24 protein-coding genes are annotated in these 21,933 nt (G+C 46.1%); 13 read left to right on the top strand and 11 right to left on the bottom strand.

Annotation, left to right across the window (positions count from 1 at the left end; all coding sequences use genetic code 11):
- Positions 1-188: 188 nt before the first annotated feature.
- The 4 genes from ACYZ97_RS00980 to ACYZ97_RS00965 all read right to left on the bottom strand — a co-directional run bounded on the left by ACYZ97_RS00980 (position 189) and on the right by ACYZ97_RS00965 (position 4,615).
- Entirely contained in the window at positions 189-779 is a 591-nt protein-coding gene (locus ACYZ97_RS00980; RefSeq protein ID WP_473299540.1) for a DNA-3-methyladenine glycosylase I, read from the bottom strand.
- Positions 776-2,212 (bottom strand): exodeoxyribonuclease VII large subunit, encoded by a 1,437-nt coding sequence (gene xseA / locus ACYZ97_RS00975; RefSeq protein ID WP_473300594.1) that lies wholly within the window; start codon positions 2,210-2,212, stop codon positions 776-778. Before xseA ends, ACYZ97_RS00980 begins: the two co-directional genes overlap by 4 nt.
- A 224-nt stretch (positions 2,213-2,436) precedes the next feature.
- Positions 2,437-3,804 (bottom strand): glutamate--cysteine ligase, encoded by a 1,368-nt coding sequence (locus ACYZ97_RS00970; protein ID WP_473299538.1) that lies wholly within the window; start codon positions 3,802-3,804, stop codon positions 2,437-2,439.
- A gap of 73 nt (positions 3,805-3,877) precedes the next feature.
- Positions 3,878-4,615 (bottom strand): 16S rRNA (uracil(1498)-N(3))-methyltransferase, encoded by a 738-nt coding sequence (locus ACYZ97_RS00965; protein ID WP_473299536.1) that lies wholly within the window; start codon positions 4,613-4,615, stop codon positions 3,878-3,880.
- A gap of 303 nt (positions 4,616-4,918) precedes the next feature.
- Here ACYZ97_RS00965 and ACYZ97_RS00960 point away from each other — a divergent pair, with 303 nt between their 5' ends.
- From ACYZ97_RS00960 to ACYZ97_RS00945, 4 genes are all read left to right on the top strand, one after another.
- Positions 4,919-7,021: an FUSC family protein gene (locus tag ACYZ97_RS00960; RefSeq protein WP_473299535.1), complete on the top strand. Its 2,103-nt coding sequence runs from the start codon at positions 4,919-4,921 to the stop codon at positions 7,019-7,021.
- Positions 7,018-7,221 (top strand): DUF1656 domain-containing protein, encoded by a 204-nt coding sequence (locus ACYZ97_RS00955; RefSeq protein ID WP_473299533.1) that lies wholly within the window; start codon positions 7,018-7,020, stop codon positions 7,219-7,221. The genes ACYZ97_RS00960 and ACYZ97_RS00955 overlap by 4 nt, the downstream gene beginning before the upstream one ends.
- 4 nt (positions 7,222-7,225) lie before the next feature.
- The gene (locus ACYZ97_RS00950; RefSeq protein WP_473299531.1) at positions 7,226-8,095 is read left to right on the top strand and encodes an efflux RND transporter periplasmic adaptor subunit; all 870 of its coding nucleotides are present in this window, start codon (positions 7,226-7,228) and stop codon (positions 8,093-8,095) included.
- A 215-nt stretch (positions 8,096-8,310) separates the two neighbouring features.
- Positions 8,311-8,451: a hypothetical protein gene (locus ACYZ97_RS00945; protein WP_473299529.1), complete on the top strand. Its 141-nt coding sequence runs from the start codon at positions 8,311-8,313 to the stop codon at positions 8,449-8,451.
- Between the two features lie 90 nt (positions 8,452-8,541).
- Here ACYZ97_RS00945 and ACYZ97_RS00940 read toward each other — a convergent pair whose 3' ends face one another.
- Entirely contained in the window at positions 8,542-8,703 is a 162-nt protein-coding gene (locus ACYZ97_RS00940; RefSeq protein ID WP_473299527.1) for a hypothetical protein, read from the bottom strand.
- Positions 8,704-8,925: 222 nt separating this feature from the next.
- Between ACYZ97_RS00940 and ACYZ97_RS00935 the strand changes: the two genes are divergently transcribed.
- Positions 8,926-9,486, top strand: a complete 561-nt coding sequence (locus tag ACYZ97_RS00935; protein ID WP_473299525.1) for an NADPH-dependent FMN reductase — start codon at positions 8,926-8,928, stop codon at positions 9,484-9,486.
- Between the two features lie 206 nt (positions 9,487-9,692).
- Entirely contained in the window at positions 9,693-10,034 is a 342-nt protein-coding gene (locus tag ACYZ97_RS00930; protein WP_473299523.1) for a hypothetical protein, read from the top strand.
- A gap of 54 nt (positions 10,035-10,088) precedes the next feature.
- Here ACYZ97_RS00930 and ACYZ97_RS00925 read toward each other — a convergent pair whose 3' ends face one another.
- A complete protein-coding gene (locus ACYZ97_RS00925; protein WP_473299521.1) occupies positions 10,089-10,418 on the bottom strand; it encodes a protein tyrosine phosphatase family protein in 330 nt (109 codons plus the stop codon).
- A gap of 117 nt (positions 10,419-10,535) precedes the next feature.
- Between ACYZ97_RS00925 and fdhD the strand changes: the two genes are divergently transcribed.
- The 7 genes from fdhD (at position 10,536) to ACYZ97_RS00890 (ending at position 16,660) form a co-directional block, all read left to right on the top strand.
- On the top strand, positions 10,536-11,348 hold the full coding sequence (gene fdhD / locus ACYZ97_RS00920; RefSeq protein ID WP_473299519.1) for a formate dehydrogenase accessory sulfurtransferase FdhD: 813 nt from the start codon (positions 10,536-10,538) through the stop codon (positions 11,346-11,348).
- A gap of 390 nt (positions 11,349-11,738) precedes the next feature.
- Positions 11,739-13,826 (top strand): flagellar biosynthesis protein FlhA, encoded by a 2,088-nt coding sequence (gene flhA, locus ACYZ97_RS00915; RefSeq protein WP_473299517.1) that lies wholly within the window; start codon positions 11,739-11,741, stop codon positions 13,824-13,826.
- 18 nt (positions 13,827-13,844) lie between these two features.
- On the top strand, positions 13,845-14,615 hold the full coding sequence (locus ACYZ97_RS00910; protein ID WP_473299515.1) for a flagellar biosynthetic protein FliR: 771 nt from the start codon (positions 13,845-13,847) through the stop codon (positions 14,613-14,615).
- Positions 14,616-15,011, top strand: a complete 396-nt coding sequence (locus tag ACYZ97_RS00905; protein ID WP_473299513.1) for a hypothetical protein — start codon at positions 14,616-14,618, stop codon at positions 15,009-15,011.
- Between the two features lie 43 nt (positions 15,012-15,054).
- Positions 15,055-15,663: a rod-binding protein gene (locus ACYZ97_RS00900; protein ID WP_473299512.1), complete on the top strand. Its 609-nt coding sequence runs from the start codon at positions 15,055-15,057 to the stop codon at positions 15,661-15,663.
- 46 nt (positions 15,664-15,709) lie between these two features.
- Positions 15,710-16,186 carry a flagellar protein FlgN gene (locus ACYZ97_RS00895; protein ID WP_473299510.1) on the top strand — a complete coding sequence of 159 codons (477 nt, stop codon included), beginning with the start codon at positions 15,710-15,712 and terminating at the stop codon, positions 16,184-16,186.
- Positions 16,187-16,189: 3 nt separating this feature from the next.
- Positions 16,190-16,660, top strand: a complete 471-nt coding sequence (locus ACYZ97_RS00890; protein ID WP_473299508.1) for a hypothetical protein — start codon at positions 16,190-16,192, stop codon at positions 16,658-16,660.
- A 9-nt stretch (positions 16,661-16,669) separates the two neighbouring features.
- On the opposite strand, the gene ACYZ97_RS00885 is transcribed toward ACYZ97_RS00890, so the two are convergent.
- The 5 genes from ACYZ97_RS00885 to ACYZ97_RS00865 form a co-directional block, all read right to left on the bottom strand.
- A complete protein-coding gene (locus ACYZ97_RS00885; protein WP_473299506.1) occupies positions 16,670-17,359 on the bottom strand; it encodes an MOSC domain-containing protein in 690 nt (229 codons plus the stop codon).
- Positions 17,360-17,369: 10 nt separating this feature from the next.
- A complete protein-coding gene (locus ACYZ97_RS00880; protein ID WP_473299505.1) occupies positions 17,370-19,286 on the bottom strand; it encodes an AsmA family protein in 1,917 nt (638 codons plus the stop codon).
- Positions 19,287-19,421: 135 nt separating this feature from the next.
- Positions 19,422-20,120, bottom strand: coding sequence for a polysaccharide deacetylase family protein (locus ACYZ97_RS00875; protein WP_473299503.1), 699 nt, complete (start codon positions 20,118-20,120; stop codon positions 19,422-19,424).
- Between the two features lies 1 nt (position 20,121).
- Positions 20,122-20,853, bottom strand: coding sequence for a glycosyltransferase family 25 protein (locus ACYZ97_RS00870; protein ID WP_473299500.1), 732 nt, complete (start codon positions 20,851-20,853; stop codon positions 20,122-20,124).
- Positions 20,854-20,866: 13 nt separating this feature from the next.
- Positions 20,867-21,877, bottom strand: coding sequence for a hypothetical protein (locus tag ACYZ97_RS00865; protein WP_473299499.1), 1,011 nt, complete (start codon positions 21,875-21,877; stop codon positions 20,867-20,869).
- Positions 21,878-21,933 lie beyond the last annotated feature (56 nt).

The following is a 21,933-nucleotide window of genomic DNA, read 5'->3' as shown; positions in this document are numbered from 1 at the left end:
GCTTTCTCCTTATGAAACTGTCCATTCATAACACACTCCAATTATGTCTTATTAAGGCGCAAGCCTTTCACAAAAGCACAAAGAAGAATGAATTGTTTGTGATCATTCATAGTGTTGGCAATTGTTACGCACCCAACAACCATATATTGAAAATCAATCTCTTAATTACTTTTTAGGCAAATATACATTCACCGGCAAAAACAACCATCGATATGATCATTGACCATGCCCATAGCCTGAAAAAAGGCATAGGCTGTGGTGGGACCGACAAAAGTCCAACCACGCTTTTTCAAATCCTTGGACAATCGTACAGAAGCCGCTGTTGTGGGATTAGCTCGAAGTGTTTCATAATCAACCCGTTTGAAACGCTCGCTCTCGGGCGGCTTGAAAGACCAAAAATAGGCATCCAGACTGCCTTTTTCGGCAACCAGTTTAAGCGCGCGCTGCGCATTATTGATAGTGGAAACAATCTTACCGCGATGGCGGACAATACCTGCATCCTTCAGCAGATTTTCAATTTTTTCTGCATCGTAAAGTGCGATTTTGTAAAAATCGAACCCATCAAAAGCAACACGGAAATTTTCACGTTTTTTCAAAATGGTCAGCCACGATAAGCCAGATTGGAAGCCTTCCAGGCAAATTTTTTCAAACAAATGTCTATCATCATGACAGGCGACACCCCATTCTTCATCATGATAGCGCCTATAGAGCGGATCATGGCCCACCCAGAAACAGCGAACTTTGCCATCAGCACCAGTGATCAGACCGGTATTTGTCAAAATAGATCTCCCTGTCCACCGGGAGGTATCTGATTTTTAGGTTTCTTGATGGCTCTGGATGGCTCAGGGGCACGCTCATCCGTATATACGGCCACATCACCATCCGCAAAACGCAAGCGCATATGCCCGTCTTCCGGCACAGCAGAACGACGTTTAATAAGGGCATCCTGCGCATCCAACACCAACGCAAAACCACGCTGCAAAATGCTTTGATAGGAAACCGACTGCAGCAGACGTACGGCCATCACCATGCGCTGTTTTCTTTTATCAACCAGCGCAAGAAAAGCACTTTCACTACGATGCTGCATACTATCCAATAATTGCTCGCCACGTGCAATCAAAGCCTGCACAAGCCACGGCGACAAATGTCGAGACAAACCGATAAAACGTTCACGCTTTTTTTCTACGCTCACCCGCAATGCACGCGAAAGACGCAAGGCCGCCTCGTCATATCGCCGTCGCGGTAAGGCCAACAGCTGATCGCTTGACGGCAAAGCCCGTATTGCGCCTTGCAAACGTTGACGCCTGAAATCAAGAGAGCGGGTCAAACCGGCCTTAAGACGGGCTCCCAAAGAGGCTAATGTTGCTTCCAGATCAGCCTTGACTGGCACCGCCATTTCTGCAGCCCCGGTTGGCGTCGGGGCACGCCGGTCGGCCACATAATCAATCAATGTCCAATCGGTTTCATGACCGACAGCCGAGATTAACGGAATGAAAGAGGAAGCCGCAGCACGCACAACCGCCTCGTCATTGAAGCCCCATAAGTCTTCCAATGAACCCCCACCACGCGCGACAATGATCAGATCGGGCTTGGGTAAAGGCCCGCCATCGGCAATGGCGTTGAAACCGTTAATAGCTGCAGCAACTTCCGCTCCGCAGGTCTCCCCCTGCACCCTGACCGGCCAAACCAGCACATGCAATGGAAAACGATCAGAAATACGATGGATAATATCACGGATAACACTGCCTGTCGGCGATGTGACAACGCCAATCACTTTTGGCATAAAAGGCAAAAGCTGCTTGTTCGCGTCGTCAAACAATCCTTCTGCAGCAAATTTTCTTTTACGCTCTTCCAATAGAGCCATTAAAGCGCCAGCCCCTGCCGGCTCAAGATGATCAATGACAATCTGATACTTGGATGAACCGGGATAGGTCGTCAGCTTACCCGTAGCGATAACTTCCATACCTTCTTCCGGTGGAAATTTGAGTTTGCCCATCACTCCACGCCAAATCACCGCTTCAAGCCGCGCTTTGTCATCCTTCAATGAAAAATAGGCATGCCCCGATCCATGTGCACCACGATAACCGGAAATCTCGCCACGCACACGCACATGGCCGAATTGATCCTCAACCGTACGTTTAAGCGCGCCTGAAATCTCCGAAACTGTATATTCTGCCGCATTGCTTGAAACAGCTGCAGTTTCTGATTCCATATTTTTAAAAAAATCACTCATGGTCTTTTTCTAGAACTTCAAAAGCACCAATGGAACCGTTTTTCGTGCACATCATTATATTCTTGAACATAAAACAGAAAACCGACCATGTTATATAGCTGCATTTTACGCGAATGGGCACATAGTCAGGCTTCGTGCTCTTAATTATAGTTTTTGTTTTCCAATAAGGCCGACAACCTTATCAGACCACAACAAAACCTACCCTAATATACATATTCCAGAAATACCGGTTCAACCGATTTTTCCCATATGGAATGATATTGTGAAAGCAGCTTCTGAGCATCTGTTTTGCCAATCAGCACAACCTCCTCCAAAGGATCAAGAAAACGGGTTTCATCATTGCCATCACTGTTGAGTTGATGACGATTTTTAAGCCCCAGACGCGATATCTCCAATGCCTCACGCGCCAAATCAAGCACGGTTCCATTGCCGAATAAGGTGTTAAGCGCATTTTTAGGCACATCGTTACGCATATTTAAAACGTCTTCATAAGACCAATCTTTCGTCAAGGCTTCGGCAGCACTTAAAGCCTCATCATCATAAAGCAGTCCAACCCAAAAAGCCGGAAGCGCACAAATACGACGCCACGGGCCACCATCTGCACCACGCATTTCTAGAAAACGCTTCAACCGCACTTCAGGGAAAAGTGTCGAAAGATGATTGATCCAATCCCCCATATTGGGTGTGATACCTTGATGTTTTCTGGCCCCCTCCATAAACTGGCGGAATGTCATATCGGTGCAATTGATATAATGATCTTCGCGTACGATAAAATACATCGGCACATCCAGAGCCCAGTCAACATAATCGGCAAAACCAAAATTTTCGTTAAAAACAAAAGGCAAAACACCCGAGCGGTTATTATCGGTATCGCGCCAGATATCCGAACGCCATGACAACAAATTATTAGGTTTGCCTTCAGTAAAAGGCGATGTTGCAAAAAGCGCCGTTGCTACCGATTGCAGCTTCATTGAAACCTGCATCTTACGACGCATATCCTCTTCCGAGGAAAAATCGAGATTAACCTGAATGGTACAGGTGCGATACATCATATCAAGGCCCTGACTACCAACTTTCGGCATATAGTCGGTCATGATCTGATAACGTGACTTCGGCATTCTAGGCGTCTCGTTCAATGTCCACTTCGGACTACCGCCAAGCCCCAAAAACCCGATCCCCAAAGGTCCGGCAATTTCCTTAACCTGCGCCAAATGGGCGTTTACCTCACGACAGGTCTGGAAAATATTTTTAAGCGGCGCTCCTGAAAGCTCGAACTGCCCACCTGGCTCAAGCGATATTGCACCCTGTCCCGTCGGTTCAACAAGACCGATAATCTTATCCTCATCGATAATCGGGTTCCAGCCTAGCGTTGTCTGCATACCTTCAAGAAGTGCACGTATACCCTTCTTACCTTCATAAGGCACAGGACGATTGCCATCATGATAAAATGGAAACTTCTCATGCTCCGTACCGATTCGCCATTGATCTTTCGGTTTGCAACCGTCGGCCAAATAACCGACAAGATCGTCAAAACCGGTAATTAATGTATCATCAGAAGTATCGCGCGCCATGAACCGAATTCCGCATATGAACCAAAGAGACTATTGATAGAACTGTTTGAGCAGGTAATGCAAGACACCTTCTTCAATGCCAGTCCCCCAGCATCATCTGCACCACAGCCATTGCCGCCACCGCAGCTGTATCCGCACGCAATATACGCGGCCCCAGTGGAATAGGAAGGACAAAATCATGATGGCACAACATCTGCCGCTCTTCGTCGCTAAAGCCACCTTCTGGGCCAATCAGAATACCAACCGGCGTTCCAAATGCCTGCTGCAAAAGCATCTGCGGATTATCGGTGTCTGCCGCCTCATCACAAAAAACAAGTATACGCGCCCTATCCCAATGGTCCAGCAATTGTTGCAATGTTACAGGCGCCTTGCAATCAGGCAGCGATAATATTCCACATTGCTCCGCTGCTTCGATAATATTGGCCTGCATACGCTCGCTATTGAGTTTTGTCGCCTGCGTATATTGTGTCATAACCGGCTGCAAGCTTCCTGCCCCCATCTCGACGGCCTTTTGTACCATATAATCAAGACGAGCATGTTTAAGCGGCGCAAAGCAATAGATCAGATCACAGGGCCGAGTCTGTACCCGCTCACATCCGGTCAGAACAAGATCAACCGATTTTCTGCCATTTTTTGTAATCACAGCACGCCATTCACCATCGCGACCGTTGAACACCAACAGTTCGCTTCCTTCTTTCTTACGCAGCACATGCAACAGATAATGTGCCTGTGCCCCTTCAAGTGTCAGATTGACATCTTGCGCCATGACCGCATCGACAAAAAGCCTCTGCATTTTGTAATTCGCCCGCATCGCACCTCTTTTTACAAATAAAACAATATGTTAGTTTCTCTTACTTTATAGAAAGTGATAAACTGTTTTGCAACAGCCTGTCATCGTTCACAAAATCTCATCCAAACTTACAAAAAGGTGATTGGCATCACATTCAAAACATCGTTATTCAAAATTCTTAGCCTGACTTTTATGCTGGGTTATTTCCGATAATACGAGATATCTGAAAGTGCAAAACGTGCCTGTCCATTATTGTCTTTATTCAAACAATGAATCTGCATATGCTCACGACGGCTGTATCAGCACCTTGTCGCGGGATTAGCCATGCAGTCGGCACAACCCGCATTGCCAGGATTTTGGGATGTCGTCTTTTCGTTAAAGACATTCGCTGCCGCTTGTCTTGCTCTCTATGTCGCCTTTTTATGCGACCTACCCAATCCCTATTGGGCCTTAGCCGCCGTTTACATTGTTGCCCACCCATTATCCGGCGCACTAACGTCAAAGGCACTTTATCGTCTGCTCGGCACAGCCATCGGCGGCATGGCAACCGTTGTCATGCTGCCGCAACTTATCAATTCACCGGAACTCACAACGTTAGGGCTAGCACTTTGGCTTGGTGCCTGTCTATTTTGCAGTCTATTAGACCGCAGTCCACGTTCCTATGTCTTCATGCTCGCAGGCTATACAGCAACACTCATCGCCTTTCCGATCGTTGACACACCGACCCATGTTTTTGATTACGCCACAAGCCGGGCGGAAGAAATAGGCATCGGCATTATCTGTGCCGCCCTCATCAGTCGTCTGGTCTTTCCACGCCATGCCGGTCCTGTCCTTGCCAGCCGTATAGATAATTGGCTCAAGGATAGCGCCGATCTAGCTATTAAAAGCCTTATGGGCGAAGGCAATGACGATCAGGCCTTAACCACACGCCGCAAACTGGCAACGGATGCGGTAGATCTGCGTAATTTTACTACCCATATTGCCTATGACACATCATCGCTGCGCTCAACCGTCCATGCCATGCGCATCCTGCAAAGCCGCATGGTTGCACTCTTACCGATGGTAGCCAGCGCCAACGATCTGGTCAGTATACGCAAACGCCTACTAACAGACAAAGACCAACAAAAACCGGCCCAACGCAAACTCGACCAACTCATCGGCGCAACGATTGAATTTCTCGAACGTGAAAAGCCCTTTAACGAGACAGAACGTGACCAAATCATCGTATTGCGTGATGATATTCTTGAAACTTTTTCAGGCGCACATAAATGGATTGATCTGATCTCGCGTAATTTAACGGTGCGCCTTTCAGATCTCATCCAAATATATAGTGACTGCCTCAACCTCAAACTCGACATTATCAATGGCACCGTCCACCAGATGCGTTGGAAAAGGTCGGCTCTTGCCCAAGATACACAACAGGCCATACATTATGATTACGGCATGGCCGCGCTTTCCGCTTTTGCCGCCATGCTTGCCACCGTCATTTCTGTCATGTTCTGGCGATTAACCGAATGGCCCCAAGGCGGCACAGCAGCAATGATGACCGGTATTTCTTGCTGTCTGTTTGCAACCATGGATGATCCGGTACCAATGATCCGCACTTTCAACAAAATGTTGATCATTGTAGTCTTGATCGCCTTTATCTTCCAATTTGCTTTACTGCCGCTTGTCGATAGCTATTTCGATCTGGTTCTCTGTCTGGCCTTCGCGTTGATTCCTGCCGGTATATGGATGACTATTCCGTCCAAATTCATGCTCGGACTTTCCATCGGGGTCAATCTACCCAATCTACTCTTGCTACAAGCACGGTTCAACGATGATTTTTACGTTTTCATCAATGCTAATGCGGCTATGATCCTCGGCATTATTATTGCAGCCTCCACCACCGCTGTCGTTCGCTCGGTCGGCGCAGAATGGAGCGCTATGCGGTTGGTCAAATCCGGATATAACGATATTATTGCGATCAGTGATCGTCAACGTGACGTGGCCAGTGAAAACCGCTTGCTGCACCGTATGCTTGACCGGTTCGGCCAGTTTGTACCACGCCTGTCAGCCATTGCACCGGAATCGGCTGCCGCAAAAGCCGATATCATCCGTGATGTCCGCGTTGGTATAAATGCAATTGATCTACAGCAGAAAAAAAACAATCTGGGCCCAACAAGCCGACAAAGTATCGACCGCACCCTTGACGAACTTGGGCGTTATTACAGCTACAAACTCAAACACCATCATGACCCTGAAGAAAATGCTCTGATTAATGCGCTGGATGATTCATTGCGGCGTATTCTTAAAAGCAGCCAAAGCCACCAGCATCAGGACATTTCTTTTGCACTGACCGGCTTGAGACAAAACCTCTTTCCGTTTGCCTCTCCTTTCCTTATGCATAAGACTACTTCTGAAACAACTGTGAAAGACAGGCCATGAACCCCGAAATCGACATTTATGGTGTTTACTTGCCCAGTCTGGGTATTATGGCCCTGTTGAGCTATTTTCTCAATCTCGGCCTACACAATTTGATCAATCGGACAGGCTGGGCCAAATATATATGGCACCGTGCCCTTTTCGATGCAGCCAGTTATTTTGTTATTTTAGGGCTGCTTGCCCTCATCAGCATAAGGATATGATTTTATGAACCGTATTCTCCAACAATCAGGACGGATTTTTCTCACCCTCGTCATGGTGATCGTTGCGGCTTTGTTGATGTGGCACCTCTGGGATTACTATATGAATGACCCATGGACACGCGATGGTAAAATCCGTGCCGATATTGTCCGCATTGCACCCGATGTTTCTGGTTTTGTCAGTAAAGTCGAAGTCCATGACAATCAATTGGTCAAAAAAGGTGATGTATTATTTCAGATAGACGAAGCCCGTTTTTATCTGGCGCTTGAAGATGCCCAGGCACAAATTGATAATGCCCGTGCCGCTATGGACCAATCTGCCCGTGATCTGGCACGTTATCGCAAACTAGATAATGCGACAGTAACCCAACAACAGCTTGAGCAAGCTGAAATGCAAAATCTCCAAGCTAAAGCTGCCTATCGCATGGCACAAGTCGCTCTGGATACCGCCAAACTTGATTTGCAACGTTCTGTTGTACGTGCATCGGTAAACGGTCAGATCACCAATTTTTCATTACAACCAGGTGAATATGTCAACCGCGGCGCTCCTATTTTAGCGTTAGTTGACACCGATTCCTTCTATGCTTCCGGTTATTTTGAAGAAAACAAACTGGACCGCATTACCATCGGCGACAAGGCAGAAGTCCATATTATGGGCGCCAATATTATTCTGACAGGCGTTGTAGAAGGCATTGCAGCAGGCATTGAAGACCGTGAACGCACAGAATCAGCAAATCTTCTTGCCAATGTTGCCCCCACATTCAACTGGGTCCGGCTCGCTCAACGTGTACCGGTGCGAATTCGTCTTGATTCTGTAACAGATCAACTCAGATTGGTCGCAGGGCGTACCGCAAGTGTATACATAACAAGAAAATGAAAACAGACAAACCGGATATGAGGCAAAAGACTTCAAAGACGTGACTTTCACGTCACATAGATACTATTTTAACCAATATCCAACAAAAACTGTAATCAATCACGTGCTTAAGCCTTGATGGTAATATATTCGCACTATATGAGAAGCTACATATCAACAAACATCATCCATCAATATGGATTTTGATCAAGCAGGATCAGATTGGAGAAAGGCTCATGTCCGCAAAAAAAGCGACCTTTGTAACAATTGCCACACTTTTTGCCTTTGTTATGATTGCAGCGGGCATCAGCTCTGGCGGAGCAGACAATGCAGCCATGGCAAGCGAAGACGGCTACGGTATTTCTGCATCACGCTAAAACAGCACGCCTGCCGTGAGAGGGCTGCAATATCATACATATAAAACCGTCACTGACGGTTTTTATTTTGTGGATTTTTTTAAAAGCCTCTTACAGATAACTGACAACCAGATCACGCAAGATGAATGAGGAAGAAACAATAGCAATTACTGTCATTGTGGCAATAAAACTTAGCTCAAGTAATGCAAACAATCTGTTCTTACGAGCTGGTTCGCCTAGTCCATTCATCCGACTATAAAGAGAACGTGACATAATCCTGCTTTCATTTCACAACTGTCAAACAGCTTCAATTGTACTTATCTCCACCCTATAGAGAAGTTGTTTCAAGGCCTTTAAGACTTTTGGTAAACAGATGATTGATCCATTAATATTGTCTACAAAAAAGCGACAATCCGTCTCCTATATATCATTTTACCTATACGCTATTTAAAGCTAGATAAAGCTGAAGAAACCCAATATTTGCAGGATGAAATTATGACCAAAGAATATAAGATCGCCATTGTTCTCGGCAGCCTCAGAAAAGATTCCTATAGTCGCAAACTGGCCAAAGCCCTACAAAGCATTGCACCTTCTGATATGAAATTCAACATCGTTGAAATCGGGGACCTTCCTCTCTATAATGAAGACCTTGAAACAGCCAATCCACCTGCTAGCTGGACACGTTTTCGTCAAGAAATTATTGCGGCCGACGGTCTCATCTTTATCACCCCTGAATATAACCGCTCCATCCCCGCTCCTTTAAAGAATGCCATTGATGTTGGTTCACGCCCCTATGGGCAAGGTGCATGGAACAAAAAAACCGGTGCAGTTATTTCTATATCGCAAGGAGCGATGGGCGGCTTCGGCGCTAACCACCAGCTGCGTCAAGCACTCGTTTTCAACGACGTTATAACCATGCAACAGCCAGAAGCCTATATTGGCAACATCCAGAATTTTGTAACAGACGATGGACAGCCGGCGAATGACAGCGCCAAAGAGTTTCTCACAACGATTATCACAACATATGAGAAACTGCTCAAAGCGTTGCAGCCATAATAATACATCAAATAATTCAGCCGTTATAATTTGTGAAGCCCGCACTATTGCTGCGGGCTTTAATTTCATCTGTTTCAGAATTATATTGTAAACAGCATTGTTCAAAGCTTTATACCTTTATAAGAGACGAATTTTCCCTTTTATAAAAATGCAATTTATGGCTGCAATCATCCGAAATTTGACTACCTCACAAACAGGAGGAAGACATGCATACCGCAATTTTTACAGCATCTTGGCATCCGATGGATCTGCTTAACACAGCACTTGCCCTTATTTTTATATTTTTCTGCTTGGGTTTTTCATTATGGAAAGCCTTATCCGATACAGGCGCACAACCGTATTGGCACATTGCATCGATACTGATATGTCTTGGCATTATCTATATTGGCGTGATCGAAACCCAACCGACCGTATCTTTCTTGCTTGATGGAATTGGTCATTGGCTGGTCGCAAGTGGTGTTGCTATTGCACTCCTTGGTATGGCAATCAGTGCCTTACACCGCTTCAATCTTTATCGTCATCATGACATATATCAGCATTGGGGATAGTCGATAAAAGGGTATCAAATAAGCTTCAAAGCAAGCTGGATACCTGTCTATCCCTTACGCTTGGCTCATCTCATAAAGATAAGCAGAACGTCGTCCAGAACGGCAATAAGCCAAAAGAGGTCGCTCGGCAGATTGAATCGCATTTTTCATAGCGACCACATCATCCACAGATACCGAACCCATTGTTACCGGTATATAATGACAATGCATACCGGCTTTTTCCGCCAATATACGAATTTCAGAAAAGCTAATCTGCCCAGGTTCTTCATTATCAGGACGGTTACAAATCAATGTACACACACCCAACGCTTTCAAATGCTTGATATCATCAGCATCAATCTGGCCGCTTACAAAAATCCCATCGTTAATTTCACTCAATTCCATGATCGTCGTTCACCCTACTACTTCATAATAGACTATCTGTAACTTGTTTTATCAACGCCATAGATGTCATATAGTCAATCAATAAAAATAGAGCCAGTTTCCCGAGTGGAGCATTTTATGACACAAGTCCTTTTTCCAGCGGCAATAACATCAAACGTTAAAAGCTATCATAACGGTCAATGGCAAAACCAATCAAAACAGACCGCCACCGAAACGGCCATCGCCCTTTCCTACAACGGAACAACCCATGCAGTCATGATGGCAACCCCGAAAGACCTTATAGATTTTGCTATCGGCTTTTCATTGACAGAAGGAATCATCCAGACCCGCGATGAAATAAAAATGATTGATCTTGTCACTTTTAACAATGGTATAGACATTCAGATATGCTTGCATGAGAAACAGCGCGATGCCTTCCAACAAAGACGGCGCCATATGGCAGGGCCTGTCGGTTGTGGACTTTGCGGCATTGAATCCATTGACGCGGCAACCCGTTCTATTCCCCATATTCAGGCTGATATCTGTTTTACACCACGCCATATCACCCATGCAATCGAGACCCTGTCCCAACAGCAGGAGCTCAACCATCTGACACACGCCGTCCATGCCGCCGGTTTTTACCATCCCCAACATGGAATGCTGGTGGTACGTGAAGATGTTGGTCGGCATAATGCTCTCGATAAATTAGCTGGGGCGGTGACGGCACAAGACATTAATCCGGCGGAGGGCAGTGTGGTCGTTACCAGCCGCCTATCTGTTGAAATGGTTCAAAAAACAGCAATTTTAGGCAGCGCCATCTTAATCGGCATATCATCACCGACAGCACATGCCATTTCTATCAGTCAAAAATCAGGAATCACACTCATCGCACGGGCTCGCGGCAATGACTTTGAAATCTATAGTTCAGAACAACGCATTTGCTCAAGCTGAAACCGGCTTCATCTCGAAGCCACGGCATCTTAGCCTTAAATCTTATCAGGCTGCTGTAAAGATTGCAGCAACAAGAACAGCATTCAGGCTCACAATCATAGCCGAATAAAGAAGTGCAGTTTTTACCATATCAGTCATTTAAACACCTGTGTGGAAGTTTTAAACTTCATCTACCTAATCACGCATTGTTACAACACGAAACATAACAAAGTGTTACAATGAGTTCAATAAAAAAAGGTTCCATATTCTCGTTTTCCCCATTTAGCATGATCCCGAACCGCAGTTTTCAACGCCACCTTCGCGCAAGCTTCGTATTTTATTGTCAATTGACAGAAGGTAGAATTGCGCCATTTTTTTAGGCCAACCCATTGAAAAAACTAGGAGAATCTTGTGCAGCAAAGCGCGACATCCCCACTAAAAGCAACTGGTTTTTCCGGTAGCGACCTTGGTTTTGCAGCCGGTATTGTCATTATCTTGACAGTATTATTCTTACCAGTTCCCGCTTTTGTCCTCGATCTAGGTCTTTCCTTTTCTATCGCTTTTTCTGTTTTGATTCTCATGGTATCCTTGTGGATCCAGCGTCCGCTCGACTTCTCTGCCTTCCCAACGGTATTGCTGATTGCCACGATGATGCGACTATCGCTCAATATTGCGACAACACGCGTTATTCTGACCCATGGCGGTGAAGGCTACACCGCAGCAGGCCATGTTATTCATGGCTTTTCACAATTTGTGATGGGTGGAGACTTCGTTATCGGTCTGGTGGTCTTCGCCATCCTAATCATTGTCAATTTTCTGGTTATCACCAAAGGTGCGACCCGTATTGCAGAAGTCGGTGCCCGTTTTACTTTGGACGCTATTCCAGGCAAACAGATGGCAATCGATGCCGATTTATCTTCTGGTCTCATTGACGAAAAAGAAGCACAGCATCGACGTAGCGAACTAGAAGAAGAAAGCTCATTCTTCGGGTCTATGGACGGTGCGTCAAAATTCGTCCGTGGTGATGCGATTGCCGGTCTGATTATTACTGCCGTCAATATTTTTGGCGGAATTGTTATTGGTGTCACCCGCCATGGCATGACATTATCCCAGGCGGCAGACGTTTTCACCAAGCTTTCTGTGGGTGATGGTCTTGTCACACAGATTCCCGCGCTGATCGTTTCACTAGCCGCCGGTCTTCTTGTTTCCAAAGGCGGCACACGCGGTTCTACAGAAAAAGCCGTATTCGGCCAGCTTGGGGCCTATCCGAAAGCTCTCTTTGTTGCAGCATTGCTACTACTGGTTCTCGGTTTGATGCCGGGTCTGCCAGCATTTCCATTCCTCTCATTGTCACTGATCATGGCAGCTGCCGGTTATTCCATTCCTCGCCGTCTCAAGCGTGCAGAACAAGCCCAGCAAGCTTTGGAAGCACAAGCTCAGGAAATGGCATCAACCGAAGAAAAAAGCTCCGTCAAAGCTTCTCTGGATATACCACAGATCGAGATCGCTCTTGGGCCACAGCTCTCTGGACGTTTTATGAATTTACAAAGCGAGCTAGCCGATCGTGTTGCCAAGATGCGGCGCAAATTCGCACAGGAATTCGGTTTTGTTATTCCTGAAATCCAGGTCAGCGACGACTATAACACACCGGCCAAAGCTTACCGTATCAAATTGCATGGTACAGCCGTTGCCACTTATGAAATGCGTATCGGTGATGTTCTTGTCATGCTGGGTGAGCGTGAAGCGCCCAACCTACCCGGCGAAGAAATTATCGAACCCGCCTTCGGTATGCGTGCTTTTGCAACATCTGAAACATTCCGCAGCGAATTGGTTCGTGACGGCTATATGGTCGTAGATAACCTTTCAGTCCTGCTTACCCATCTGAGCGAAGTCTTGCGCAATAATCTTGCCCAGCTCCTCTCCTACAAGGACATGCGCATTCTGCTTGAGCGTCTTGGCCCTGAATATCGCAAACTTGTTGAAGATATCTGCCCGCAGCATTTATCCTATTCCGGCTTGCAATCTGTGCTCAAATTATTGTTGAGCGAACGGGTATCAATCCGTAATCTTGATCTTATTCTGGAAGCTATTGCAGAAATAGCACCCCATGTACGTCGGGCTGAACTGATTGTTGAACATGTGCGCATGCGTATGTCACAACAGATCTGTGGAGACCTGTCAGATAACGGCACATTGAGTGTATTGCGCCTTGGTTCCCATTGGGATATGGTTTTCCATCAAGCCTTGAAACGTGATGGCAAAGGTGAAGTTGTCGAGTTCGATATTGATCCACGCGAGCTGGAAAGATTTGGAACGGAAGCATCGGCAGCCATTCGCCAACATATGGAGCGTGGTGAACGATTTGTTCTTATTACTTCACCGGAAGCGCGTCCTTATGTGCGAATGATCGTCGAACGGCTATTTGCTACCATGCCGGTTCTCTCACATGCAGAGATTGCACGCGGTATCGAGGTGAAAACATTGGGTTCTATTTCCTGACCGAAAAGGCGGGCACATATGCCGGGCTTGAGTAATATTCCTATTGATCAACTGGTGATTATCGCCATGTTGATCTTTGCTCGGATCGGCGCATGTCTAATGTTGATGCCCGGCGTCTCAAGCGCACGCATTCCCATGAATTTGCGTCTTTTTCTGGCGATCGCCTTTTCGCTTATCATGGTTCCCCTTGCCGGACAGAATCTACAGACATTGGCCTACCACCCCACGGTCAGCGAGCTTGCCACCGCATTGGCTTCAGAAATGTTAGTCGGTGTTACATTCGGCGTTATTTCCCAAGCCTATTTCTGGGCACTCCAATTCATGGGCAATGTAATCGCCCTCTCCATGAATTTTTCTGGGCAACCCGGCCATAGCGTTATTGATTCCCAACCTGAAGCAGCCCTTGCCAATATCATTTCATTATCCGCCCTAATGCTATTTTTTGCTGCCGATATGCATATGATTGTTATCCGCGGTCTTATGCTATCCTATCAAGTTGTACCTGCAACACTCATTCCGCAGCCGGATTCCGCACTGATCGACTATCGCGATGCACTTTCAACTGCTTTTTCATCAATCATGCGTATTGCGACCCCTTTCATTATTTATGCCATTCTGGTCAATTTTGCGGTCGGTCTCATTAACAAGCTCACACCTAGTATTCCGGTCTATTTTATCTCTATGCCTTTCGTACTGGCCGGCGGTATAACTCTTTTATATTTCCTCATCCCCGAAATATTGCGCTTTTTTAGCGGCGAATTGGGTGCATGGCTGCAAAGAGGCCCCTAAATGGCAACCGATAGCCGACGTCTTAAACGCTTGAAAAAAGCACAATCACTGATCAAAGCGCGTGATGAGGCGGATCTGGATGCCATGCGCAGTGCACTTGTTACATTACAAGAAGAAGACCAATACCTGTTTGCCATGATGGAAAATGAAACCAATGCCCGACTGATTGATCCCTCATTGATTGCCAAAAGGTTAGAACGCAATGCCCGTGAAGAGGCGATCCTCAATGCCCGCATTGCCCACCAACGCCAATTATTATTGCAATCAACCCGCCGCAATGAAATTCTCGACGACAAATACAAAGCGGCCCTATCACAAGAAGAACGCAAAGAGACCGCTGAAATGCTAGAGGAATATGTTTCTTCACACCTCCACAAAGACTCCAGCTTGGGTTAAGCTTCGTTCTCTATATTAGGCCATAATATAAGAGGTATGTATTATGGCCATTAGACCACCGTCTGATATTATCATGGATGTAGCGCGTGCTGCTGATCCGCTTGAATTTCAGGCTTCTGTTGAAAAATTACGGAATGCTAAAAGCGCCGTACGCGCAGCAAACCAACAAATTTCATCTGTCAATAATTTTGCACAAATGGCTCAAAGCACCCCTGTACATCAAAATACAGCCATCCATAAAACCCCAGATGCCGATGCGGCTAAAGCACAAAAAACAACCGAAGCCTTCAAAAAATTTGAGGGTTTTATGCTCCAATCCATGATGAAATATATGTTCACCAGCGATACACCGTCCGTCTATGGCAAAGGGCAAGCTGGAGAAATATGGAAGTCCATGATGATTGAGGCCATGGCGAATGAAACCGCTGAAGCGGGCGGCATCGGCATTGCTAAGATGCTTGAAAAAGATATGGAACGCAAATCCGGCCAGCCTGATACGCAGACAGATTCTGTTGCGCAACTGATCAATCAAGACCAGATCAATCGCACAGACCAATCTAGCGAAGGATTACGCAAACAAGCGGTCATCAACGGTATCGTTCAATCAAGTCAATTGGATATGATCCGCGACCAGCTTGATAGCGCCGGATAAATTTTTAAGCCTTTTTGATATCGTATACTAAAGTTAGGAACCGATAATGTCGACACTACAGCAAGAAAACACTGCCGATATTCATACTGCTCAAACCTCGCACGAAGAAGCAAATTCGCAGCCTGTCTTGATTTCAGCTGAAGAAAACAAAGGACGTGAGCTTGCCATAGCGAAGTTTACAGCCGCCGTCACCTCTCTTGAAGAAGTTGTCGAATATGAAACCGATATGCTGGAAAAAAATGAAAACCCTGATTATCAATCTGTGAACGCCAAAAAAACACGCGGTTTACGCGATCTCAACAACACAATGGCCGATGTTGCGCGTTATATGAACGAAACAGTTGAAAAATATGTAGAGACCTTATTGGAACGTTTGAAATTGAAGCTTGAACGAAACAGCGAAGTGCTTAAAATGCATCTTGAGGCCGTCAGCGAATTATCACAAATGATGCAGGCTGCGGTACGTGCAAATGAAACAGATGGAACATATGATCCATTCTCGATGAACAGTCATGGACGCTAGAATATGGTCAAGATCGTCGTTATCGGCTTATGGGTTTGCCTCGTCGCATTCGGCACTTTGATGCTCGGCATCAAGATGAATGTACCTGAACCGCAAACTGCTGAAACAAGCCAGCCGGTATCACGAACGGAATATGACCGCACAGATGTTATCAGTGTTCCTGTTATGGTGGATGGCAAAGTTGAAGGCTATGTCATTTCACAGCTTGTCTATACAACAGATTCGAATATCAAAGCGCAGCTGACCGTTCCATTAGGCCTTTTCATCAATGATGAAGTCTTTCGCGCCTTCTTTACCGCCTATTCAGACACGAGAGAAATCGAACGGGTAAAATTTGACGATGTCAAGCAGAAGATTATTGATGGTGTAAATCAGCGTTTTGCGCAGCCCGTGCTCAAAGATCTTATTGTTGAACAATTCACCTATCTATCGGCCAACCAGGTTCGTGAAATGAATAAACAGCGGCAGGGCTAAACGAAATATTCAGTGGCCATCCAACCGCCTGGACCAATCTTCAAGATCGTTACTCTCTATGCGTTTTTGGGCAATCGATCGCCAACTGGATGACAATACGTCAAGCGCGGCAAGCGCGGCCAAAGCCTCACGATTGAATCGATCTTCATAAAAATAATGCCATATCTTCCAGATAGTCCATTGTGGAGCCACGCGATCAACCAGCTCGAACTGATCACATGGCGAAACTATTCCTTCCTCAATAACCCGATAATACCATCCCGTCCTGCCGCTTTGCTGCACTAGACGGGACATAGATCTTTCATTAAAACGCTGATTGAGCTTAAAACAAGGTTGACGCCCTTGTGAAACTTCGATCAAAGCCGTTCCCAGACGGAACCGATCTCCGACAGCCACATTTTTTTCCGTCACACCCAACGTGGAGAAATTCTCGCCAAAAGCACCGGCCTTTTGTAAAATGGGAATATCGCCTAATTGCTGTCGCCAGCTTTGATAGTGATCGAAAGCATAATGATGAACGGCTTTTTCCAAACCCCCATGATGACGTTTGTCTGCCTGATTATCACCTTCAAATCCTGTCACCCGCAAATGCAGTGGGCCATCGACCATCGTTTTATCAATAGCCGATTGCGTCTTTTGGTCTGCCAATAATGCCACTTTACCAATATGCAAACTTTGCAGAAAAACTGGAACGCACATATCCTAGCCTTCAAGGTGCCGCGGCAAAAAGCTGCGAAGGCGAATGAATCAAGATAGGCTGATTGAAATCTCCAGACAGAAACATGACTTTCGGTGCCTGCAAACTGGCCATCACGCAATCGGCCTGTATACACATATCTGACGAGTAGTTCTCCGGCACAAGCATCATATCCAGAGCCAAACCTCTTTCCCCTATCAAGACATCGCGGCTAGGACGGAAAGGTAAAAGCCCGTTGAACATCAATTGGCGATGATCAAAACGCACAATCGCTTTGGTGACATTGGCCTGACCATCTTCAAGACGGGCCTCAATATTGAAACGGCCAAAATTGAATTGAGCATCCTTATTTTTCGACAATAAAATCGGAGCAGGATCCGCCAAGGCACCTTCAAGACCAGATAGGTCAAAACCCTTCAAAGTACCGCGATTACCATTCACAACAATATTGCCATCAAGTTCATAGCCAATATCCGACCATCTTGTAAAAGGTGCTTTCATCGACAAAATAAAATTTGCCGGACCAGAGATGCCAGACGGCAAGTCGAATGCCGGCGCCAATCCACCCAATTCAACATTTGAACCGGAAACGCGCGCTTCTATGAAACTATGACTGCCACTGCGCGAAAGCTGTATATTGCTTTGTAGACTGCCACCAAAAGCACTGACATTGCCAATATCAAAAATACCCTGCCCGTTGCGAATCTGGATAGCAGCCGCCAGATCATGAAGTTTGGTCTGCCCTAGCTGAGCTTCCGGTGCGGATAAGCGCAGATCAAGCCCCAAATGATCCAATAATGTCAAATCAAGCAGTTCGCTACTATCTTCTGCCGGGAAAAAGGCCGTTGCCAACAAATTCATATCCAGTGATTGAAAGGCCAAAGAACCGGTCGTTACAGTAAGCTCCGACTGATGATTGATCTCCATTGCCCCTCTTGCATTGTCTTCACCCAAGCGAAAACTGACATCATTCATCTGGATTCGTTCAGGCAGTATATTCAAGGATGATTCCCAAACAATAGGTGCATTCAGACCAACACCAAAAAGACGCTGCAAACCAAGCCAGCGCAATGTCTGGTTCAAACCAGGGGAGCGGGCCGCCAAACGGCCATCAAAAAAAACATTGCCCATCAAACGCGCCTGCCCCGTCAATGTTGCACCGCCGCGTTTGGAATTAACACTGATACGCATGGGGGACTGACCGCCAGCCAACAATAAAAGCGCCTGATCGGCATCGATACGCAACTCCGTCAACTCACCATGCCAACGTCCCTGCAACCGAAAATCGGCAGCACGATTAGAATCAGGCCAATCGATTGTCGCACTAATGTCGCTAATCAGCTGTTCCTGCTCATTTTCAGAAACATGATAGGTCAACGTACCATTTTCAATCATAATACGACCAAAAGGCTGGGCCAATAATTTTGTCTCGTCAGGGAATTCAGGATTCTGTGTGACAACTTCACGTGCACGCGCCAAAGCCTGACCAAATGTCCCAGATGAATTGGATAAAGAAATAAGAAAATCCGCTGTTGTCTGCAATGGCTCGTCCATCACAAAGCGCGGGCGCACGATACGGGTTTCCGAAAAGGCGATCTCTCCCATCAAAGCCCGCACCCATGAAAGATCAACATCAATCCGCTCTGCTTCCATCAGAGGTACAGCTCCGGCTTCGTTGCTTGACAATGTAACCCCTTCAAGAGAAGCTTGAAAACGGGGGAAAAATGTCAATTTCGGCGGCGTATGCAGTTGAACATTATAACCTGTCCATACACTCAGATCCTGCGCAAGACGAATACGAATAGAATCAGTCGAGACCAGATACGGCAATGCGGCAAGCAGACCCGCAAGCAAAATCACGACAACCAAAAAGGCTGAAAATACAGCTCTCAACCACTGTCGTTTTTTATTTTTCTGTCCTATCGTCAATTAATCAACCGTTAACCATAAATTGCTAAATATACAGCCGACATTTCGGAATCACCATTTCTGGTCCGAGGTGCCCTTGTTTCAAATTTTATGCCGGGTGTCAAAACCCGGCTTTTTTCTTTACGCATATCGTGCTCATCGTATCAGGCATTTTAAAATAAATTGTATCAGACCATCGTTGCGGCGTACACTGTGACGAGGCAACTCATACAAATCATCCATTCGACTGGCCCGCCCCTTGCGTGTCGTTACAGCATAAGAATATCCTGCCTTTGCAACCATAGCGCGAACAGCCGCATTTTCGCTACCATATGGATAGGCAAAAGAAGAAATCTCACAATCCGTTATTGCTTCCAGTTTTTGACGACAAAGCATAATCTGTTCACAAGCCTGATCTGCATCAACTTCGGCCAATCGCACATGATCAAGTGTATGTGCTCCAACTTCATGCCCGTTTTGCATCCAATGACGTATATGCGCTACATCCATGCAAGGCTCGCGACGGGCCAAAGGCGGGTCCCATTCATTCTGACCAGATATCTGGTTGACAACAAAATAATTTGTCGCCTTAAAACCAAAATGGTCTAGGATTGGCATGGCTTTCTCATAAACAGATAAGAAACCGTCATCAAAGGTAATAGCCGCAACTTTTCCATTTTTCTCACCCCTGATGTAAGGCATGGCCTCGACCAGAGAAAGCCCCTGAAATCCTAAAACCTTGAGGGTCCTCATCTGTTTTTCAAAATTTTTGACCGTTACATAATTGGAGCGTGACGGTATTCCCGTCGGCGGTGCATCACCAATATGATGATAAAGAAGAATGGGAACTGCCATATCAAGCATCCTTTTGCCGTGAAAGACGACCAACCTTTTTGCGATAAAGCGGACGGGCAATTTCACGATGTAATTTTGAAAAATATGACCGCCCCTTCTTCTGCACCGTTGTACCGCCAAGCACAGCCGATATTTCTTCGACAACCGGCGGCAGCAAAGTCAAAGAATGAATATCCGTCTGCCAGAACATCTGCATCCATGTATCAACCGGACGATCAAAAAATGTACTTTTCGCCAATAAAGTCTGGGCAGCCTCATAACTGACCATTTGCGCGACCTGCCCCAATCCGATCGGCACAGGTTTCAGTAGACGATAATGATCCGTCTGCGCAACGCAAACACCTGTTTCACGTGTCCGGAAAGGAAAGCGGATAAATCCTGCCTGTTGGATATGCGCTGTAGCAAAGGCGAATGCCTCATCAAAACCGTCTAGGAGGGCGATATCATCTTCAAGAATGAAACCGGCTGTCAGCTTTTCATCGACAATGCTCTGCCACGCCTTGCGGTGCGACAAAAAACAAGCAATCTCGTTACGTGACAGAGTAAAAGGATAATGGGGCTTGAAACTTTTTTTACGATAAACGTCTGCTATTTCATCATCACCCAGCATATGGGCATCCACGGCATCAATAACTGCCGTTTTCACCGGTAAGATATTTTTTAAATGCTCTACCTGTGCATGACGCTCATGGGCCCGTTGAAGATGGATAATCATCGCTTTTATATTTTGCATATCACACTCTCCATCAGCCACAATTCTGCAAAGCCGAAACAATACAAGGCGGTAAAAAACCGGCAAATTTATGTATCAAAATAGAATGGATTTGATGACGGGTCGAGCAGTTGAATTGTTCAAATCCCTGAACACACCCAAAAGGAACCGATGCAGTCTCAATCTGTCTAAGTGCATCTATTACCCGCTTCGGCTTGACGTGATCAATATAAGCCAGACCTTGTGGCACTACAGGCACAACCTTATTTTGGAAAACCTCGATATTATTGGCAAGCGTAACCATATTGAATTGCTCGATATGGCGGAATCGATAAGCAAGCTGTTTCCTGAGCAAATCCGGATGCTTTAAAAAGAAATTTTCCAATGTAGAGCGCCGCAAGGGATGAGGATAATGATGAGGGCTTAAATATCGCCCTTCAACACCTGCATACTGCGCAGCCTTCCATTGCGACAAACCATGATTGGGTCGGTTATAACGATAGGAGGTTATGCGTGCCAGCCATTGACGCAAACGGTATTTCCATCGCCAATCTTCGGGCACTGCCCACTGGTCATAAATAACAGGCAGGCCATTCTTGAAAAAATAACTTTCATCAATCTCGCCATTGATAAAAAAATCATCATTAGCAAAAACAAAATGCTCGCTCAGATCTTTGATTCGCCACAAAGCCGATTCAATTGCACGGGCATTGAATGAAGGGCGCACAGCACCAAGCCCTTCAAATATCTCGTCATGTGAGACCATACGAATAAAATCGGCATTCAAATGGTTGAATGCCAAGAAATCATCAAGAAAGCGCGGGCGCTGTTGATCCGCGACGATCAGTACGCGACGGATGAAAGGCGCATACCGTATAATAGATGCAAGATGATAATAGATTTCACCATTATCCTGATAACGTTCGACTGACCTTGCCTCGGCATGGACTTTCTGCGGGCCATTCTGATAAGCTTGTCGGGCCGCCATATGTTGCGGATCCTGTCCATCCACCCATGCAATGACATAATCAATTTCGGTTGCCATAGGGGCTATATCCAGTCGGGTTATCAATCATAAAGCATCCGATAGCAGAAACAGAC

It is taken from the genome of Bartonella sp. bp_1, from assembly GCF_055808085.1.
The sequence above is the reverse complement of the archived record's forward strand: the minus strand, read 5'-3'. Positions and strand labels throughout refer to the sequence as shown.

Coding starts and splice junctions, on each gene's coding strand:
- ACYZ97_RS00955 (WP_473299533.1), top strand. CDS start 7,018: ATGAACCCCGAAATCGACATTTATGGTGTTTACTTGCCCAGTCTGGGT.
- ACYZ97_RS00950 (WP_473299531.1), top strand. CDS start 7,226: ATGAACCGTATTCTCCAACAATCAGGACGGATTTTTCTCACCCTCGTC.
- ACYZ97_RS00960 (WP_473299535.1), top strand. CDS start 4,919: ATGCAGTCGGCACAACCCGCATTGCCAGGATTTTGGGATGTCGTCTTT.
- ACYZ97_RS00865 (WP_473299499.1), bottom strand. CDS start 21,877: ATGGCAACCGAAATTGATTATGTCATTGCATGGGTGGATGGACAGGAT.
- ACYZ97_RS00935 (WP_473299525.1), top strand. CDS start 8,926: ATGACCAAAGAATATAAGATCGCCATTGTTCTCGGCAGCCTCAGAAAA.
- ACYZ97_RS00890 (WP_473299508.1), top strand. CDS start 16,190: ATGGTCAAGATCGTCGTTATCGGCTTATGGGTTTGCCTCGTCGCATTC.
- ACYZ97_RS00925 (WP_473299521.1), bottom strand. CDS start 10,418: ATGGAATTGAGTGAAATTAACGATGGGATTTTTGTAAGCGGCCAGATT.
- ACYZ97_RS00870 (WP_473299500.1), bottom strand. CDS start 20,853: ATGCAAAATATAAAAGCGATGATTATCCATCTTCAACGGGCCCATGAG.
- ACYZ97_RS00970 (WP_473299538.1), bottom strand. CDS start 3,804: ATGGCGCGCGATACTTCTGATGATACATTAATTACCGGTTTTGACGAT.
- ACYZ97_RS00930 (WP_473299523.1), top strand. CDS start 9,693: ATGCATACCGCAATTTTTACAGCATCTTGGCATCCGATGGATCTGCTT.
- ACYZ97_RS00945 (WP_473299529.1), top strand. CDS start 8,311: ATGTCCGCAAAAAAAGCGACCTTTGTAACAATTGCCACACTTTTTGCC.
- ACYZ97_RS00910 (WP_473299515.1), top strand. CDS start 13,845: ATGCCGGGCTTGAGTAATATTCCTATTGATCAACTGGTGATTATCGCC.
- xseA (WP_473300594.1), bottom strand. CDS start 2,212: ATGGAATCAGAAACTGCAGCTGTTTCAAGCAATGCGGCAGAATATACA.
- ACYZ97_RS00965 (WP_473299536.1), bottom strand. CDS start 4,615: ATGCGGGCGAATTACAAAATGCAGAGGCTTTTTGTCGATGCGGTCATG.
- ACYZ97_RS00900 (WP_473299512.1), top strand. CDS start 15,055: ATGGCCATTAGACCACCGTCTGATATTATCATGGATGTAGCGCGTGCT.
- ACYZ97_RS00940 (WP_473299527.1), bottom strand. CDS start 8,703: ATGTCACGTTCTCTTTATAGTCGGATGAATGGACTAGGCGAACCAGCT.
- ACYZ97_RS00895 (WP_473299510.1), top strand. CDS start 15,710: ATGTCGACACTACAGCAAGAAAACACTGCCGATATTCATACTGCTCAA.
- ACYZ97_RS00885 (WP_473299506.1), bottom strand. CDS start 17,359: ATGTGCGTTCCAGTTTTTCTGCAAAGTTTGCATATTGGTAAAGTGGCA.
- ACYZ97_RS00875 (WP_473299503.1), bottom strand. CDS start 20,120: ATGGCAGTTCCCATTCTTCTTTATCATCATATTGGTGATGCACCGCCG.
- fdhD (WP_473299519.1), top strand. CDS start 10,536: ATGACACAAGTCCTTTTTCCAGCGGCAATAACATCAAACGTTAAAAGC.
- ACYZ97_RS00905 (WP_473299513.1), top strand. CDS start 14,616: ATGGCAACCGATAGCCGACGTCTTAAACGCTTGAAAAAAGCACAATCA.